16 protein-coding genes are annotated in these 15,134 nt (G+C 61.8%); 4 read left to right on the top strand and 12 right to left on the bottom strand.

The genetic code is table 11. The annotated features are described in order from the left end of the window. Positions 1 to 26: 26 nt before the first annotated feature. Complete coding sequence (gene glsB, locus BLR69_RS08740) at positions 27 to 935, bottom strand: glutaminase B (RefSeq protein ID WP_071491761.1); 909 nt, start codon at positions 933 to 935, stop codon at positions 27 to 29. Between the two features lie 96 nt (positions 936 to 1,031). Then, positions 1,032 to 1,442: a hypothetical protein gene (locus BLR69_RS08745; RefSeq protein ID WP_071491762.1), complete on the bottom strand. Its 411-nt coding sequence runs from the start codon at positions 1,440 to 1,442 to the stop codon at positions 1,032 to 1,034. 110 nt (positions 1,443 to 1,552) lie between these two features. On the opposite strand from BLR69_RS08745, the gene BLR69_RS08750 reads away from it, so the two are divergent. Further along, positions 1,553 to 2,395 (top strand): AraC family transcriptional regulator, encoded by an 843-nt coding sequence (locus tag BLR69_RS08750; RefSeq protein WP_071493324.1) that lies wholly within the window; start codon positions 1,553 to 1,555, stop codon positions 2,393 to 2,395. A 189-nt stretch (positions 2,396 to 2,584) separates the two neighbouring features. Here the strand turns inward: BLR69_RS08750 and BLR69_RS08755 are convergent, their stop codons facing one another. Next, the gene (locus BLR69_RS08755; protein ID WP_071493325.1) at positions 2,585 to 3,910 is read right to left on the bottom strand and encodes an LLM class flavin-dependent oxidoreductase; all 1,326 of its coding nucleotides are present in this window, start codon (positions 3,908 to 3,910) and stop codon (positions 2,585 to 2,587) included. Continuing rightward, positions 3,907 to 4,845 carry an aliphatic sulfonate ABC transporter substrate-binding protein gene (locus BLR69_RS08760; RefSeq protein WP_071493326.1) on the bottom strand — a complete coding sequence of 313 codons (939 nt, stop codon included), beginning with the start codon at positions 4,843 to 4,845 and terminating at the stop codon, positions 3,907 to 3,909. Before BLR69_RS08760 ends, BLR69_RS08755 begins: the two co-directional genes overlap by 4 nt. A 245-nt stretch (positions 4,846 to 5,090) precedes the next feature. Here BLR69_RS08760 and BLR69_RS08765 point away from each other — a divergent pair, with 245 nt between their 5' ends. Beyond that, complete coding sequence (locus BLR69_RS08765; RefSeq protein WP_071493327.1) at positions 5,091 to 6,035, top strand: aliphatic sulfonate ABC transporter substrate-binding protein; 945 nt, start codon at positions 5,091 to 5,093, stop codon at positions 6,033 to 6,035. A 35-nt stretch (positions 6,036 to 6,070) separates the two neighbouring features. Here the strand turns inward: BLR69_RS08765 and aqpZ are convergent, their stop codons facing one another. The 4 genes from aqpZ to BLR69_RS08785 all read right to left on the bottom strand — a co-directional run bounded on the left by aqpZ (position 6,071) and on the right by BLR69_RS08785 (position 9,644). After that, on the bottom strand, positions 6,071 to 6,784 hold the full coding sequence (aqpZ, locus tag BLR69_RS08770; RefSeq protein ID WP_071493328.1) for an aquaporin Z: 714 nt from the start codon (positions 6,782 to 6,784) through the stop codon (positions 6,071 to 6,073). 90 nt (positions 6,785 to 6,874) lie between these two features. Beyond that, on the bottom strand, positions 6,875 to 8,059 hold the full coding sequence (locus BLR69_RS08775; protein WP_071493329.1) for a sugar transporter: 1,185 nt from the start codon (positions 8,057 to 8,059) through the stop codon (positions 6,875 to 6,877). A 140-nt stretch (positions 8,060 to 8,199) separates the two neighbouring features. Continuing rightward, a complete protein-coding gene (locus BLR69_RS08780; protein WP_071493330.1) occupies positions 8,200 to 8,559 on the bottom strand; it encodes a hypothetical protein in 360 nt (119 codons plus the stop codon). 86 nt (positions 8,560 to 8,645) lie between these two features. Then, positions 8,646 to 9,644, bottom strand: a complete 999-nt coding sequence (locus BLR69_RS08785; RefSeq protein WP_058424017.1) for a bile acid:sodium symporter family protein — start codon at positions 9,642 to 9,644, stop codon at positions 8,646 to 8,648. Positions 9,645 to 9,730: 86 nt separating this feature from the next. Here BLR69_RS08785 and BLR69_RS08790 point away from each other — a divergent pair, with 86 nt between their 5' ends. Further along, the gene (locus BLR69_RS08790) at positions 9,731 to 10,519 is read left to right on the top strand and encodes an AraC family transcriptional regulator (protein WP_071493331.1); all 789 of its coding nucleotides are present in this window, start codon (positions 9,731 to 9,733) and stop codon (positions 10,517 to 10,519) included. Positions 10,520 to 10,521: 2 nt separating this feature from the next. On the opposite strand, the gene BLR69_RS08795 is transcribed toward BLR69_RS08790, so the two are convergent. Then, positions 10,522 to 11,523 (bottom strand): ABC transporter substrate-binding protein, encoded by a 1,002-nt coding sequence (locus tag BLR69_RS08795; RefSeq protein ID WP_071493332.1) that lies wholly within the window; start codon positions 11,521 to 11,523, stop codon positions 10,522 to 10,524. Between the two features lie 163 nt (positions 11,524 to 11,686). Here BLR69_RS08795 and BLR69_RS08800 point away from each other — a divergent pair, with 163 nt between their 5' ends. Continuing rightward, positions 11,687 to 12,115 (top strand): hypothetical protein, encoded by a 429-nt coding sequence (locus BLR69_RS08800; RefSeq protein WP_071493333.1) that lies wholly within the window; start codon positions 11,687 to 11,689, stop codon positions 12,113 to 12,115. A 159-nt stretch (positions 12,116 to 12,274) separates the two neighbouring features. On the opposite strand, the gene BLR69_RS08805 is transcribed toward BLR69_RS08800, so the two are convergent. From BLR69_RS08805 to BLR69_RS08815, 3 genes are read right to left on the bottom strand one after another with little or no spacing between them, the layout of a single operon-like run. Continuing rightward, positions 12,275 to 14,017, bottom strand: coding sequence for an ABC transporter substrate-binding protein (locus BLR69_RS08805; protein WP_071493334.1), 1,743 nt, complete (start codon positions 14,015 to 14,017; stop codon positions 12,275 to 12,277). Between the two features lie 32 nt (positions 14,018 to 14,049). Next, positions 14,050 to 14,322: a DUF2160 domain-containing protein gene (locus BLR69_RS08810; protein WP_003232363.1), complete on the bottom strand. Its 273-nt coding sequence runs from the start codon at positions 14,320 to 14,322 to the stop codon at positions 14,050 to 14,052. Positions 14,323 to 14,332: 10 nt separating this feature from the next. Continuing rightward, positions 14,333 to 15,133: a carbohydrate ABC transporter permease gene (locus tag BLR69_RS08815; RefSeq protein WP_003174634.1), complete on the bottom strand. Its 801-nt coding sequence runs from the start codon at positions 15,131 to 15,133 to the stop codon at positions 14,333 to 14,335. Between the last annotated feature and the right edge of the window lies 1 nt (position 15,134).

Genomic DNA, 15,134 nt, shown 5'->3' on the forward strand with positions numbered 1-15,134 from the left:
GTCGCTCCCATGAACGGGGCGCGCCCTCAAAACACCGACCACCCAATCCGCTCACTCAACAATTCCAATGCCTTCATCCCCGCCAGCGAGTTCCCCGCCGTATTCAACTCCGGCGACCACACGCACACCGTAAATTGCCCCGGCACCACCGCGACAATCCCGCCGCCCACCCCGCTCTTGCCCGGCAACCCCACGCGATAGGCAAAATTGCCTGCCTCGTCGTACAGCCCGCTGGTGGCCATGATCGAGTTGACCTGCTTGGTCTGGCGCGCCGTTAAAATCTGTTCGCCACTGTGGGCACTCGTGCCCTCGTTGGCCAGGAAGCTGAATGCCTTGGCCAAATCCAGGCAGCTCATCTGCAAGGCGCAGTAGTTGAAGTAGCTGTGCAGCACCGCGTCCACGTCGTTGTGGAAGTTGCCAAAGGATTTCATCAGGTAGGCCATGGCCGCGTTGCGGGCGCCGTGCTGAGCCTCGGATTCAGCGACGACGCTGTTGACCAGGATCTGCGGGTTGCCCGACAGGCGCCGCACGAAATCGCGCATCGACAAAATCGGCACGGCGAAGCGCGATTGGTTGATGTCGCAGATCACCAGCGCACCGGCGTTGATGAACGGATTACGCGGGCGGCCACGTTCGAATTCCAGTTGCACCATGGAGTTGAACGGCTGCCCGGAAGGCTCATGGCCCAGGCGTTCCCAGATGGTTTCGCCACCATGGTCGATGGCCTGCACCAGGCTGAACACCTTGGAAATGCTCTGCACCGAGAACAGCGTGTCAGCGTCTCCGGCGCAGTAGGCCGAGCCGTCGTTCCCGTACACGGCGATGCCCAATTGGTTGGCAGGCACATCGGCCAATGCCGGGATGTAATCGGCGACTTTGCCGAGGCCGATCAGGGGGCGCACTTCGTCGAGGATCGACTCCAGCAGCGCCTGCATGTCTTGTCCAGTCATCTGTCTTTGAATCGGTGGTAAGCGGGGCGCGGAGGATACCTGAAATGCCCGATATCCTCGCCACAATCCGGTCGCCCTCGCTCAAAAGTGCGCCACATCCGACACCCGCTCATCCAGCACATCCCGCGCCAGTGCCCAGGCCCGGTCCCGGGATTCCACCACCAGCAACGGATAACCCCAGGCCTTGCCGAACATCGCGGCAAACGGCTTGAGCGCCAGGCGCTGCGCGGCACTGGGCTCGACCTGGATCATGCCTTTGACGTAGGTATGCAGCGCCTGTTTGTTTTTCTTCATCCAGATCGACGCTTGCTTGCGCTCCTCATGGGAGTGTTCGTGATTGTTCTCGTCCACGGATTTTTCGTGCAGCAGCAGGAACGGTTGCTGGCGGGCCAGCAGGCTTTCGAACACGGCGAAGGCATCCTCCGGCCCGCCTTCATTGGGCGCATCAAAGACGATTTTCACCACTGGGAATGTTGAACTGTCGAGTCGCATGGCCGAGCTCCTTGTTGAGAATTGATCTCACTATAAGGGCCAGACCACTGGACGGCATTGCACAGAATAGCCAGACTGTTTCGCAATTCAGCCAACCTGCGATACCCACCATGAAGCACCATCGCCTGGAAATGCACGACCCGTCGCTGTCCAGGGACGCCGACGTATTCCCCCGCGCCGTAGTGGCCGTAGGGGCCACCGCCACGTCGGATACCTGGGAACATACCCAGCATGCCCATCGCAAAGGCCAACTGATGTACACCTTGCGCGGGGTCATCCATTGCGAGATTGAGGCCGGTATCTGGATCGTGCCGCCGCAATGCGCGCTGTGGATTCCCGGCGGAACGCCCCACGCGGCACGGGGGGCTGGCGCTGCGGAAGTCTATTGCCTGTTGATCGACCCCGATGCCGCCTGCGCCCTGCCCCGGCAATGCTGCACGCTGGCGGTGTCGGCCCTGCTGCATGAGCTGATCAGCAAGGCAGTGAGCTTCCCGCAACTGTATGACGAGCACGGCGCCCAGGGCCGTTTGATCAGTACCTTGCTGGACGAGTTGGCCATCGCGCCGGTTGAAGCCCTGCACCTGCCCATGCCCCAGGACCCGCGCCTGCGTCGCCTGGCCGACAGCCTGCTGGCTGAACCGGCGGACAAGTCCACCCTTAGCCAATGGGCGGTGCGCATCGGCATGAGCGAACGCAGCATGACGCGCCTGCTGCTGGAGGAACTGGGCCTGAGTTTTGGCCGTTGGCGTCGGCAGTTGCATGTGATCCTGTCGCTGCAACGCCTGGCCAGGGGTGAGAGTGTGCAGCGCGTGGCCCTGGACCTGGGCTATGAGAACGCCAGCGGCTTTATCACCATGTTCCGCAAGACCGTGGGCCAGCCGCCGGCGCGTTACCTGGCGGACCGCGCCGGGGCCTTGAGCTCGCTGGCGCCGGCGACGATTGCGCTGAACTGAACGTGCCGCGCCCCCGGTCGACGGACCTGTTGTGGTGAGCGGGCTTGCCCCGCGCTGGGCTGCGAAGCAGCCCCAATAAAAGCACCGCGTTCTCCCAGGCAAACCGCGATGACCGTTTCAGGGCCGCTTCGCGCCCCAGCGCGGGGCAAGCCCGCTCACTACAACAAGCCTGTTCGCCACGCTACACAGTCAACTGTTCAGATCAGCCAGGCCCAAATGCTCACGCAACGTCGCCCCTTCATACGCGGTGCGGAACAGCCCCTTGCGCTGCAAATGCGGAATCACGCTCTCGACAAATTCAGTGAACGAGCCCGGTAGATACCCCGGAGAGATCACAAACCCATCGCAACCGCCCTGCTCGAACAGCTCGGCCAACTGGTCGGCAATCTGCGCGCCGGTGCCCACGAGCTGCGGCACACGTACGCTGCTGGCGAAGATGCGCCCGAGTTGCTCCAAGGTGGTTTGCGGGCCTTGCATCAACAGCTTTTCAGCCGCCGCCGGGTGGATCAGCGGCGACTGGGCGATCTCGGCCAGCGTCGCCGAGAGCGGGAATGGCGACAGGTCCACATTCAACTGCGAAGCCAACGTCACCAGCCCCAATTCCGGACGAGCCAATGCATTGTGCTGGTCGCGCTTGGCACGGGCCTCGGCCTCGCTGCCGCCAATGAACGGCATCACCGCCGTGAGCACTTTGCAACTGTCGGCGTCACGCCCCTGCTGCACCACCTGGGTACGCACGTCATCGCGGAACGCACGCATGGCCGCCAAGTGCGGGTGAATGGTGAAAATCGCCTCGGCCCAACGCGCACCGAAGCGCCGACCACGCCCGGAAGAACCGGCCTGGATCAGCACCGGTCGGCCCTGGGGCGTGCGCGGGATATTCAGCGGGCCTTCAACCCTGAACCATTCGCCCTGGTGCTGCACCGAACGGATCAATCCAGGGTCCGCCAGTACGCCGCTTTCGCGGTCCAGTTTCAGCGCGTCCTGGCCCCAGCTGTTCCACAGTTTCAACGCGACTTCGACAAACTCATCGGCGCGGTCATAGCGCAGGTCGTGCTCCAGGTGCTTGTCCTTGCCGAACAGGCGCCCTTCGCTGTCGTTCATCGAGGTGACGATATTCCACGCCGCGCGGCCCTTGGACAGGTGGTCGAGGGTGGCGAACTCCCGGGCGATGTGTGCCGGTTCGTAATAGGTGGTGGACCGCGTTGCGCCCAGGCCCAGCTTGCTGGTCTTGCCAACCAGATAAGAGAGGATCGGCAACGGGTCCAGGCGCGTGGCGTCCTGGGCGCCGTAGCGCAAGGCCAACTCGCGCGAGCCGCCCATCTGGTCGCCTACGGCCAGGCGGTCGGCGAAGAACAGGAAGTCGAACAACCCCTCCTCCACCACCTTGGCCACGCGCGCGTAGTACTCGGGGTCGAGGTAATTGCCGACGGTTTGCGGGTGGCGCCACACCGCATGGCTGTGCACGACCGGCCCACTCAGCAGGAACGCGGATAAATGGATCTGGCGGCTCATGGCTTGGGCGTCCACACGTTGATGTCGTTGATCTTCAACGCCTTGGGGATCAGCCTGGCGGCATAGTAGGTGTCGGCGATGCGCTGTTGCTCGGCGAGGTGGTCCAGCTTGACCGGGATGATGTCGTAGCTGCGGCGGCTATTGGCGCGCTCCACCGTGGCCGGGGCGATATTGCCCCACAGCGGACCAAGGATGGCGGCGGCTTCCTTGGGATGAGCCTTCACCCATTGGCCGGTCTCGCGCAGGGTGTCGAAGGTCACCTGTAACACGTCCGGGTGGGCCTTGGCGAACTTTGTCGTCGCCAGGTAGAAACGGTTGTAGTCGGCCAGGCCGTTCTTGCCGTCGGCGATCACCCGTACGTGGTGATCCAGCTGTTGGGTGGCGAGGAACGGGTCCCAGATCACCCACGCGTCGACACTGCCATTGGCGAACGCCGCGCCGCCATCCGGTGCTTCCAGGTAACGCGGGGTGATATCGGCCAGCGTCAGGCCGGCCTTTTTCAGGGCCGAGATCAGCAGGTAGTTGCTGCCCGAACCCTTGGACACGGCAACCGTCTTGCCCTTGAGGTCGGCGATGCTGTGGATCGGCGACGTGCCCTGGACGATGATCGCCTGGGCGCCCGGCGATGCGTTTTCCTGGGCGTAATAGGTCAGCGGTGCGTCGGCGGCCTGGGTGAACAACGCGAAAGCGTCGGCCACATCAGCGTGCAGGTCGACACTGCCGGCGTTCAGCGAGCTGAGCAGGCCGGTGCTGAACTCGTGCCAGTTCACCGTGAAACCCAGGGGCTTGAGGCGCTGTTCCAACTGGCCATTTTGCTTGAGCAGGATCCACAGGGTGGATGAGCGCTGGTAACTGATGTCCAGGGTTTGCTCGGCCTGGGCCGCCGTGGCGGCGAACAGCAGGCTGGCGGCGACGACTAGTTTTTTGAACGTCATGGGAGGCCTTGGCGTGGAAGAAAGGGAGGGCGCTGCTTATGCCAAAAAAGCGCGTAAGGCCTGGCAGTGAAGTTGATTCGATTATATTAATGATTAGGAATGATGAAAGAATCTTATAATTCTATGGTTATGCCCAATTCATAGGCGGGCAGGCAAAGCGTCCTAAGCTCAGATCTAAAGAGTATTTAACGAATAGTTTTTAGAACTTTAAGCTCAGGACTATTTCGTCAGAGATCGAGCCCACCATGTCCCTACGTCGCCCCTTCGCCGCAGTCCTCGGGTTGCTGGCTTTTTCCGTTGCGATCAGCGCGCAGGCCCAGGAAACCGTGCGCATCGGTTACCAGAAGTCCTCGACCCTGATCACCCTGCTGAAAACCCAGGGCACCCTGGAAAAAGCCCTCAAGGCCGACAACATCGACGTGAGCTGGCACGAGTTCCCCAGCGGCCTGCCGCTGCTGGAAGCACTGAACGTGGGCAATGTGGACATCAGCGCCGACGTGGCCGACACCGTGCCGATCTTCGCCCAGGCGGCCCAGGCCAAACTCACCTACTTCGCCCAGGAAGCGCCCTCGCCTTCGGCCCAGGCCATCGTGGTACGCAAGGACTCGCCGATCCAGAACCTGGCGGACCTCAAGGGCAAGAAGATCGCCGTGACCAAGGCCGCCGGCACCCACTATTTGTTGATCGCCGCACTGGCCAAGGCGGGGCTGGCCTTTTCGGATATCGAACCGGCCTACCTGTCACCCGCCGACGGTCGCGCGGCGTTCGAGAACAACAAGATGGACGCCTGGGTCACCTGGGAACCCTTCCTCACCAGCGTGCAGCGCCAACTGCCCACACGCACCCTGGCGGACGGCGCAGGGCTGGCCAGCTACAAGCGTTACTACCTGACCGGTACGCCGTACGCCAAGGCGCACCCGCAAGTATTGAAGGTGGTGTACGAGCAGTTGGAAAAGACCGGGCAATGGGTGAAAAACCACCCGCAGGATGCCGCCAAGGTGCTGGGGCCGTTGTGGGGCAACCTGGATGTGGCGACGGTTGAAGCGGCCAATGCGCACCGCAGTTATCAGGTGCAGCCGGTGACGCTCGATCAGTTGGGCGAACAGCAGAAGATCGCCGATGCGTTCTTCAAGGCGGGCTTGTTGCCCAAGGCGGTGGATGCCAGGGATGTGCAGACCTGGAAGCCTTGAAAAACCAAGGCCTGCGGGGCGCCCACCGCCGCAATTCAGGCGGGCATTTTTTTGCGGCATTCATCCATTGATCGTGCCGCTACCGCGCCCATCACCCCGCCCACCATCGGCGCCAGCCAGAACAGCCAAAGCTGTGCCAGGTAATCCACCCCGGCAAACAACGCCGGCCCGGTGCTGCGCGCCGGGTTGACCGAGGTATTGGTCACAGGGATCAGGACCAGGTGAATCAAGGTCAGCGCCAAGCCAATGGCAATCGGGGCAAAGCCAGGCACTGCGCCGGGTGCGGTCACGCGCAGGATGATGAAGACGAAGAAAAACGTGGCGATCAGTTCGGCCAGCAACGCGGACTTCATGTCGAAATGACCGGGGCTGAGCGGACCATAGCCGTTGGCGGCGAAACCACCCACCGCGAAATTCGGCTGCCCATTGGCAATCAGGAACAACGCGGCAGCGGCCGTAATCGCCCCCGCAACCTGCGCCACGATGTACGGCAGCACATCAGCGCCCTCGATACGGCGCCCCACCCACAGGCCGATGGTCACCGCCGGGTTGAAATGCCCGCCGGAAATACCGCCCAGCGCATAGGCCATGGTCAACACCGTAAGCCCAAACGCCAGGGAAACGCCCACAAAACCAATGCCCAACCCGGGGAACGCAGCCGCCAGGATGGCGCTGCCACAGCCGCCGAAGGTCAGCCAAAACGTACCGATGAACTCTGCAGTCAAACGTTTTTGCACAATCAACTCCATTGCTGCTCAAGTGCCGTCACCACGGGAGGTGGGCGGTCCGGGGCGACGGTAGCAATGGGTATCAATAGGTCCTGTAAGACTTGTCTGGTTTTAACGGCTTACAACGCCCTGCCCAAATGTCCTGATCGCCAGGCAGTAACCGATCAACGCTACCGCCGCCAGCAACCCACCGGCCGCGCCGATCCAGGCGAAGCCGAACTGGCTGCCGACCCAACTGCCCATCAGCGCGCCGCCGCCAATGCCGATGTTGTAGATGCCGGAGAACATCGCCATGGCCACGTCGGTGGCGTCGGGTGCCAGCACCAGCACCTTGGATTGCATGGCCAGGCCAAAGCCCATGATCGCCATGCCCCAGAAAACGCTCAGCACCACCAGGTAAGACTCGGCACCGCTCAAGGGCAGCAGCAACGCCAGGCAGGCGCTCAGGATGAACACCGCGCCCACCACGAACAGGTGCGGGTTGAAACGGTGCACCAGGCTGAACAGCAGCGAGCCGATGATGCCCGCACCGCCGAACACCAGCAGGATCAGGGTCACCGCGCTGCCGCTCATGCCGGCCACGCCTTCGACGAAGGGTTCGATGTAGCTGTAGGCGGTGAATTGCGCAGTGACCGTCATCGCGGTCAACACATACAGCGCCACCAGCGCCGGGCGCTTGAACAGCAGCGGCAGGCTGCGCAACGAGCCGGAGTTCTGGCTCGGCAACAACGGCAAGGTGCGCGCCAGCCAGAACACCAGCGCAGCGGCGAACGCGCCGATCACCAGGAACGTGGTGCGCCAGCCCATGGCCTCGCCCAGCAAGCGGCCCAACGGAATACCCAGCACCATCGCCAGGGAAGTGCCAGTAGCCAGCAGGCCGAGGGCTTGCACCTGCTTGCCTGCTGGCGCCAGGCGTACCGCGAGGGACGCGGTGATCGACCAGAACAGCGCATGGGACAGGGCAATGCCGATGCGACTGAGCATCAGGATGCCGAAACTGGTGGCGACACTGGAAAGGATGTGACTGGCGATAAACAGGCCGAACAGCACGATCAGCAACTTGCGCCGCTCCACGTTGCGGGTCAGCAGCATCACCGGCAGCGAGGTCAGGGACACGATCCAGGCATAGATGGTGAGCATCAGCCCGACGCTGGACACCGGCATGTCGAAACTGGCGCCGATGGCACTGAGCAGCCCGACGGGCACGAATTCGGTGGTATTGAACACAAACGCGGCCAACGCGAGAGCGAAGACCGGTTGCCAATTGGCTTGGGGCGTTGCGGCTGAAATACTCATGAAACGGCGCGGTACTCTGGCTGTGATCAAGCGGGGGCGGTGAGCGAGCGGCCACCCGGAACAAGCGCCGCCGCCGAGCATTCTATAGGTTTGCGGCCCGACTGTTGACGCTCATCCCGCTCAAAATGACCTCAACCGGGTCAGGGTGCCGTCATGGTGACCACGTAGGCCCCCGACTGAACCGGCTTGCCGAGGGCATCCACCAGCACATACCGCTGGTCGAAATAGCGCCCGTTGGGGCTGTCGGCCACCAACTTGACGTTGACCGCCGCATTGCCCAGCGCGGTCACACTGCGCACCGACTGTGCCTCGAACTGGCTGCCACGCAGCGCTTGCGGGCATCCATTGAACTCCACTGTCGCGCCGCCCGACGTACTGGGGTTACAACCGGGCTCGACGATGCTGCCGTGAAATTGAATGACACCGGAAGATGCCGCCAGGCATGCCCCCGTCCATACCGCAAGAACACCGCTAACCAGTGACAAACGTAAAACGTTCATGTCGACGCTCCTTCTTGGGCTGTTAAGAAGTAAGTCGTCTGGCCCGGCGTTTACTTGAGGTTATTCGTCGGTGTCTGAAAGAAAAGTTACGGGTCCACCTGCCCCATCAATTCCGGAATCGACTCCGGCCGATTCGCATAACGCTGGGCCAACGCCGCGCAGACCATCAACTGGATCTGGTGGAACAGCATCAGCGGCAGGATCAGCACACCCATGCTCGCTCCGGCGAACAATACTTGGGCCATCGGCACACCGGTGGCCAGGCTCTTTTTCGAACCGCAGAACAGGATAGTGATGCGGTCTTCCTGGTTGAAACCGAACGCCTTGCCAAGCACCGTGGACGCCACCAGCACCAGGCCCAGCAACACGCAGCACGCCACCACCAGGCCGCCCAGTTCCCATAGCGGGATCTGGTGCCAGATACCTTCATTCACCGCTTCGCTGAATGCGCCATAGACCACCAGCAGGATCGAGCCCTGATCGACGAACTTCAGCCAGGACTTGTTGCGCCCGACCCACTCACCAATCCAGCGGCGGGCGATCTGCCCGGCGATAAACGGCAGCAGCAATTGCACGCTGATTTTCAGGATGGCGTCGACCGTCGAGCCGCCGTCGCCGTGCACATTGAGCAGCAGCGTCACCAGCAACGGTGTAAGGAAGATGCCGAACAGGCTGGACGCCGCCGCGCTGCAGATCGCCGCCGGGATATTGCCCCGCGCCAGCGATGTAAAGGCAATCGCCGATTGCACCGTGGCCGGCAAGGCGCACAGGTAGAGCATGCCCATGTACAGGTCTTTACCGATCAGCGGCGACAGCACCGGCTTGAGCGCCAGGCCCAGCAGCGGGAACAGCACGAAGGTCAGGCTGAACACCAGCAAATGCAGGCGCCAGTGCCCGGCGCCGGCCACGATAGCCTGGCGCGACAGCTTGGCGCCGTGCAGGAAAAACAGCAGCGCGATGGCCAGGTTGGTGACCCAACCGAAGGCCACGGCGGTCTGGCCGCTGGCGGGCAGCAGGGAAGCGAGAATCACCGTGGCGATCAGGGTCAGGGTGAAGTTGTCAGGCAGGAAACGGGGGCGAGTCATAAGCAGGATCTTCCGGGGGTTGCCAAGAGCGTCATCGCGACTCTAACGTAACGGCTTGTTACCGACTAACGCCAATGAGCCAACAAATGCCGCCCAAAGGACATGCCAACACTGTGCGCCGTAGCGTGCCCGGGCTTTCCAGCCTGCCACGGCCGGTGTATGGGCGCACCGAATCGCTGCCCAACCGCGCCCTGACCCGCCGGCACAGTCACCCGTGGGTGCAATTGTCCTACGCAATTTCCGGGGTGCTGGAGATCCAGACCAGCGTCGGCCGCTTCGTCGCACCGCCCCAGCGCGCGGTGTGGATTCCAGCCGGTGTACCGCACCGCGTGTTCAGCTCGCCCCACACCGAAATGCGCAGCCTGTACCTGGATTGCAGCGTCACCACCTGGGCGGCCGAGCGCTGTCATGTGCTGGCGGTAAGCAGCCTGCTGCGCGAGTTGATCCGCAGTTTCAGCGAACTGCCGGTGGAATATGCCGAGGACGGGCCGGACGGGCGCCTGGCCCAGGTGGTGCTGGACCAGCTGGCGGCGGCGCCGCACGTCGACCTGATGCTGCCACTGCCGCTGGACCCACGTTTGCGCCCGATCTATCGCAGCCTGAGTGCGCACCCGGAGCAGCAAACGACCTTGGGCCAGTGGAGCCAGAAACTGGGGGTGAGCGAGAAGACCCTCAGTCGGTTGTTCTTGAGCGACACCGGGCTGACGTTCCGCGCCTGGCGCCAGCGCCTGCGCTTATTGAGCGCCCTGCCCGCCCTGGAGCAAGGCGAGCGGGTCACGGATGTGGCGCTGGGGTGTGGTTATGAGTCGACGTCGGCGTTTATCAATGCGTTTCGCCAGCAATTCGAGGCGACACCCGGTGAATTCTTCCGCTGACATCAGCTGCCATTGCCGCCATGGGCCTCTTCGAAGAAGTAGTCCTTCCAGCTGGCGGCTTTGTTTTTCAGCACGCCGAGTGCCTGCAATTTCTCGGCATAGATGTAGGTACGCTGCGGCACGATGGTGAAGTCGATCTCCGGGTCCTGGACGATCTTCTCTACCAGGTCCAACGGCAACTTCGACTGTTCTACACGGATATACGCCTTGGCCGCCGCCGGCTTATCAGCCTTGATGATCGTCTCGGCTTCGGCCAGCGCGGCATAGAACGCTTTGTAGGTCTTGGGGTTTTCGTCGTGGAATTTCTGCGTGGTGTAGAGCACGTTGAACGTGGCCGGCCCACCCAGGATGTCGTAGGAACTGAGCACCTTGTGCACGTTAGGGTTCAGCAGTTCCTGATACTGGAACGGCGGGCTGGAGAAGTGCGCGTTGATCTCCGATCCCCCGGCAATCAGCGCAGCAGTAGCATCAGGGTGAGCCAGGCTGATGGAGATGTCGTCGAACTTCTTGTAGTGGGCATCGCCGAACTGCTTGGCCGTCTCGATCTGCAAGGTGCGCGACTGGAAGCCCACGCCGGCGGCGGGCACGGCGATGCGGTCTTTTTCGCTGAAGTCCTTGAGGGTCTTCACGTTGGGGTTGTTGGTCAGCAGGTAGTTGGGCATCGAGCCCAGGGAGGCGATGGCCTTGACGTTCTGCTTGCCCTTGGTGCGGTCCCACAGGGTCAGCATCGGCGGCACACCGGCGGAGACCACGTCGAGCGCACCGGCCAACAGCGATTCATTCATGGCGGTAGCGCCGGAAATGCTGTTCCACTCCACCTGGATATCCAGGCCCTGTTCCTTGCCGTGTTTTTCGATCAAGTGCTGGTCGCGCACCACATCGAGGATCAGGTAGCCGATGCCGAATTGCTGGGCGATGCTGATCTTGCCTTCGGCCTGGGCGCCGATACTGATCAGGGCCGTCGCAGCCGCCAACAGGGTCAGGGAGGAACGCTTGAAAGTCATGGGAGTCTGCCGCGGTTTTAAGAAGGTGATGGAGCCTAGCGACGTTTTTTTAGACTGGAAAAGAATATCTGGATCTATTGTTATGCAAATGCACCACAAACCAGCGCCCGGCTGCTATTGTGCCGCGCTTTGAAAAACTGCCGAACCAGCGAGGAAATGGACGTTGAACACTGACGAAAAAATGACCGGGGACCTGTTCGAGGTGGATAAACGCCTGTCACTCAAACCCGTGGTGGACTTCAACGCCTACCTGCGCAGCGCGTTCGGCGACGGCCCGTGCAGCTGCATTCGCTGCACCAGTGGTAACGGCGATGAAAACGGCTATGAGTTCCAGCACAGCTTCACCTTCGACGGCAAACCCACCCAGCGCCGCTTCGCCACCACGGCGGGCAGCGATGTGTTGCAGGTGTTGAAGAAGGCCTGGTTGTCGTACACCAAGGCCGAACTGCCGCTGAGCGGTGTGCTGGCGCTGGATACGGTGAAGGAGTTTGTCGAACCGCAGTTGCACAAGCGCCTGGCGCCGTTGTTTTTGGCCAGTGGGTTGGTCAAGGATGTGGAGGGGGCGTTGCAGGTTCAGCCGCAGGCGGCGTAAGCCACATTTTGTGGTGAGCGGGCTTGCCCCGCGCTGGGCTGCGAAGCAGCCCCAAAACCAGACAACCAAGTTCCGCCTGAAGGAAATCGATCCCTGTCATGGGGTGGCTTCGCCACCCAGCGCGGGGCAAGCCCGCTCACTACACTTGCACAGAGGTGATTACTTACGCGCCGCCTCCCACTGCTTGAGCAGGTCACCGTAAGCCACGGTCTCGCCTTTCGGCTTCTCGTTGGCCAGTTTAGGTTTCGGCGCACCCGGCTGGTCGAACCAGTATTGCGCGTCGCGCTCGGGGTTCATTTTCGGCCCGCACACCGGTTGCACCTTGGAGCGTTCCAGGCGCGTCATGATCGCGTCCTGCTCCTTGGCCAGGTTGTCCAGCGCCTGTTGCGGAGTTTTCTCGCCGCTGGCAGCGGCGGCGATGTTGCTCCACCACAGTTGCGCCAGGCGTGGGTAGTCCGGCACGTTGGTGCCGGTCGGGGTCCACTCGACGCGGGCCGGGCTGCGATAGAACTCCACCAGGCCACCCAGTTTCGGCGCCATGTCGGTCATGGCCTGGGAGTTGATGTCGGACTCACGGATCGGCGTCAGGCCGACGATGGTTTTCTTCAGCGAAACGGTTTTCGAGGTCACGAACTGCGCGTAAAGCCAGGCCGCGAGTTTCTGTTTCTCAGGCGTCGACTTGAGGAAGGTCCAGGAGCCTACGTCCTGATAGCCCTTCTTCATGCCCTTTTCCCAGTAAGGTCCCACAGGTGACGGCGCCATCCGCCATTTCGGCGTGCCATCGGCATTCACCACTGGCAAGCCCGGTTTGGTCATGTCGGCGGTAAACGCGGTGTACCAGAAGATCTGCTGGGCGATGTTGCCCTGGGACGGCACCGGGCCGGATTCGGAGAAAGTCATGCCCGCCGCTTCCGGTGGCGCGTAGGCTTTCATCCAGTCCACGTATTTCTGCGTGGCAAACACTGCGGCCGGGCCGTTGGTGTCGCCGCCACGGGTGACGCTGGAGCCCACCGGATGGCAGTCCTCCACGCGAATGCCCCACTCGTCCACCGGCAGGCCGTTGGGCAGGCCCTTGTCGCCGCCACCGGCCATGGAGAACCAGGCATCGGTGAAGCGCCAGCCCAGGGACGGGTCTTTCTTGCCGTAGTCCATGTGGCCGTAGACACGTTTGCCGTCGATTTCCTTGACGTCTTCGCTGAAGAACTTGGCGATGTCTTCATAGGCCGACCAGTTCACCGGCACACCGAGGTCGTAGCCGTATTTTTCCTTGAACTTGGCTTTCAGCTCCGGACGCTCGAACCAGTCGGCGCGGAACCAGTAGAGGTTGGCGAACTGCTGGTCGGGCAACTGGTAGATCTTGCCGTCCGGCGCGGTGGTGAAGGAGATACCGATAAAGTCCTTGATATCCAGGGTCGGCGAGGTGAAGTCCTTGCCTTCGTTGGCCATCAGGTCGGTGATGGATTCGGTCTTGCCGTAGCGAAAGTGCGTACCGATCAGGTCCGAGTCGTTGACCCAGCCGTCATAGATGTTCTTGTCGGACTGCATCTGGGTTTGCAGCTTCTCCACCACGTCGCCTTCCTGCAGCAGGTCGTGGGTCAGCTTGATCCCGGTGATTTCCGTGAAGGCCTTGGCCAGCACCTTGGACTCGTACTCGTGGGTGGTGAGGGTTTCCGACACCACGTTGATCTTCATCCCACGGAACGGTTCGGCGGCCTTGATAAACCACTTCAATTCCTCCAGCTGCTGCTCGGCCGTGAGGGTGGACGGTTTGAACTCGCTGCCGATCCATTTTTTCGCGGCATCCTCGTAAGCATCGGCCCAGGCCGAAGCGCTCAAACCGCTCAGGGCCAGTACGGCGGCCAATGAAATGCTATGTCGCAGCTTATTGTTCTTATTCAACATAGAGACCTCCTGGTTGTTTATTCATAAGGGCACTAGCCCCAACGCATCACACTCAACAGCCATACCAGGGAGAGCGCGGACGCTACCCAGATGCTCCAGTCGGTAACGCCGATCACCAGCAAATGCAGGTAGGCGCTGCCGAGAAGACCGATAAACAAACGATCACCACGGGTGGTGCTGATCGGCAAAAAGCCCCGCCGGGGGATGCTCGGCGAGCGCAGTTCCCAGGTGGTCATGCCCGCGAGGATCAGGGCTATGCCGCCAAAGAACAGCGCGGTGGGGGTGGTCCAGGCCATCCATTCCATCATCGACTCCTCAGACCCGGCCCAGGGCAAAGCCCTTGGCCACGTGGTTGCGAACAAACCAGATCACCAGCATGCCGGGAAGGATAGTCAACACCCCCGCCGCCGCCAGCACGCCCCAATCGATACCCGATGCCGACACCGTGCGCGTCATCACTGCCGCAATCGGCTTGGCATTGACCGAGGTCAGCGTGCGTGCCAGCAGCAGTTCGACCCAGGAAAACATGAAGCAGAAAAACGCCGTCACACCGATGCCGGAACCAATCAACGGGATAAAAATCTTCACGAAGAACTTCGGAAACGAGTAGCCGTCGATGTAGGCAGTTTCATCGATTTCCTTGGGCACGCCGGACATGAAGCCTTCGAGGATCCACACCGCCAAAGGCACGTTGAAGAGGCAGTGGGCCAGGGCTACGGCGATATGGGTGTCGAACAGCCCAATCGACGAGTACAGCTGGAAGAACGGCAGCAGAAACACCGCCGGTGGCGCCATGCGGTTGGTCAGCAGCCAGAAGAACAGGTGCTTGTCACCCAGGAACCGATAACGCGAAAACGCATAGGCCGCCGGCAGCGCCACGCTCAGGGAGATCACCGTGTTCAGGCTCACGTAGTACAGCGAGTTGAGGTAGCCGGTGTACCAACTCGGGTCGGTGAAGATCACCTTGTAGTTGGCCAGGGTGAAATCCTGCGGAAACAGCGTCAGCCCGCCGAGGATTTCAGTGTTGCTCTTGAAGGACATGTTCAGCAGCCAGTAGATCGGCACCAGCAGGAACAGGATGTAGATCAGCAGCGGAATAACCTTGCGCTTGCTCATG

It is taken from the genome of Pseudomonas azotoformans (assembly GCF_900103345.1).
Lineage (GTDB): Bacteria > Pseudomonadota > Gammaproteobacteria > Pseudomonadales > Pseudomonadaceae > Aquipseudomonas > Aquipseudomonas azotoformans.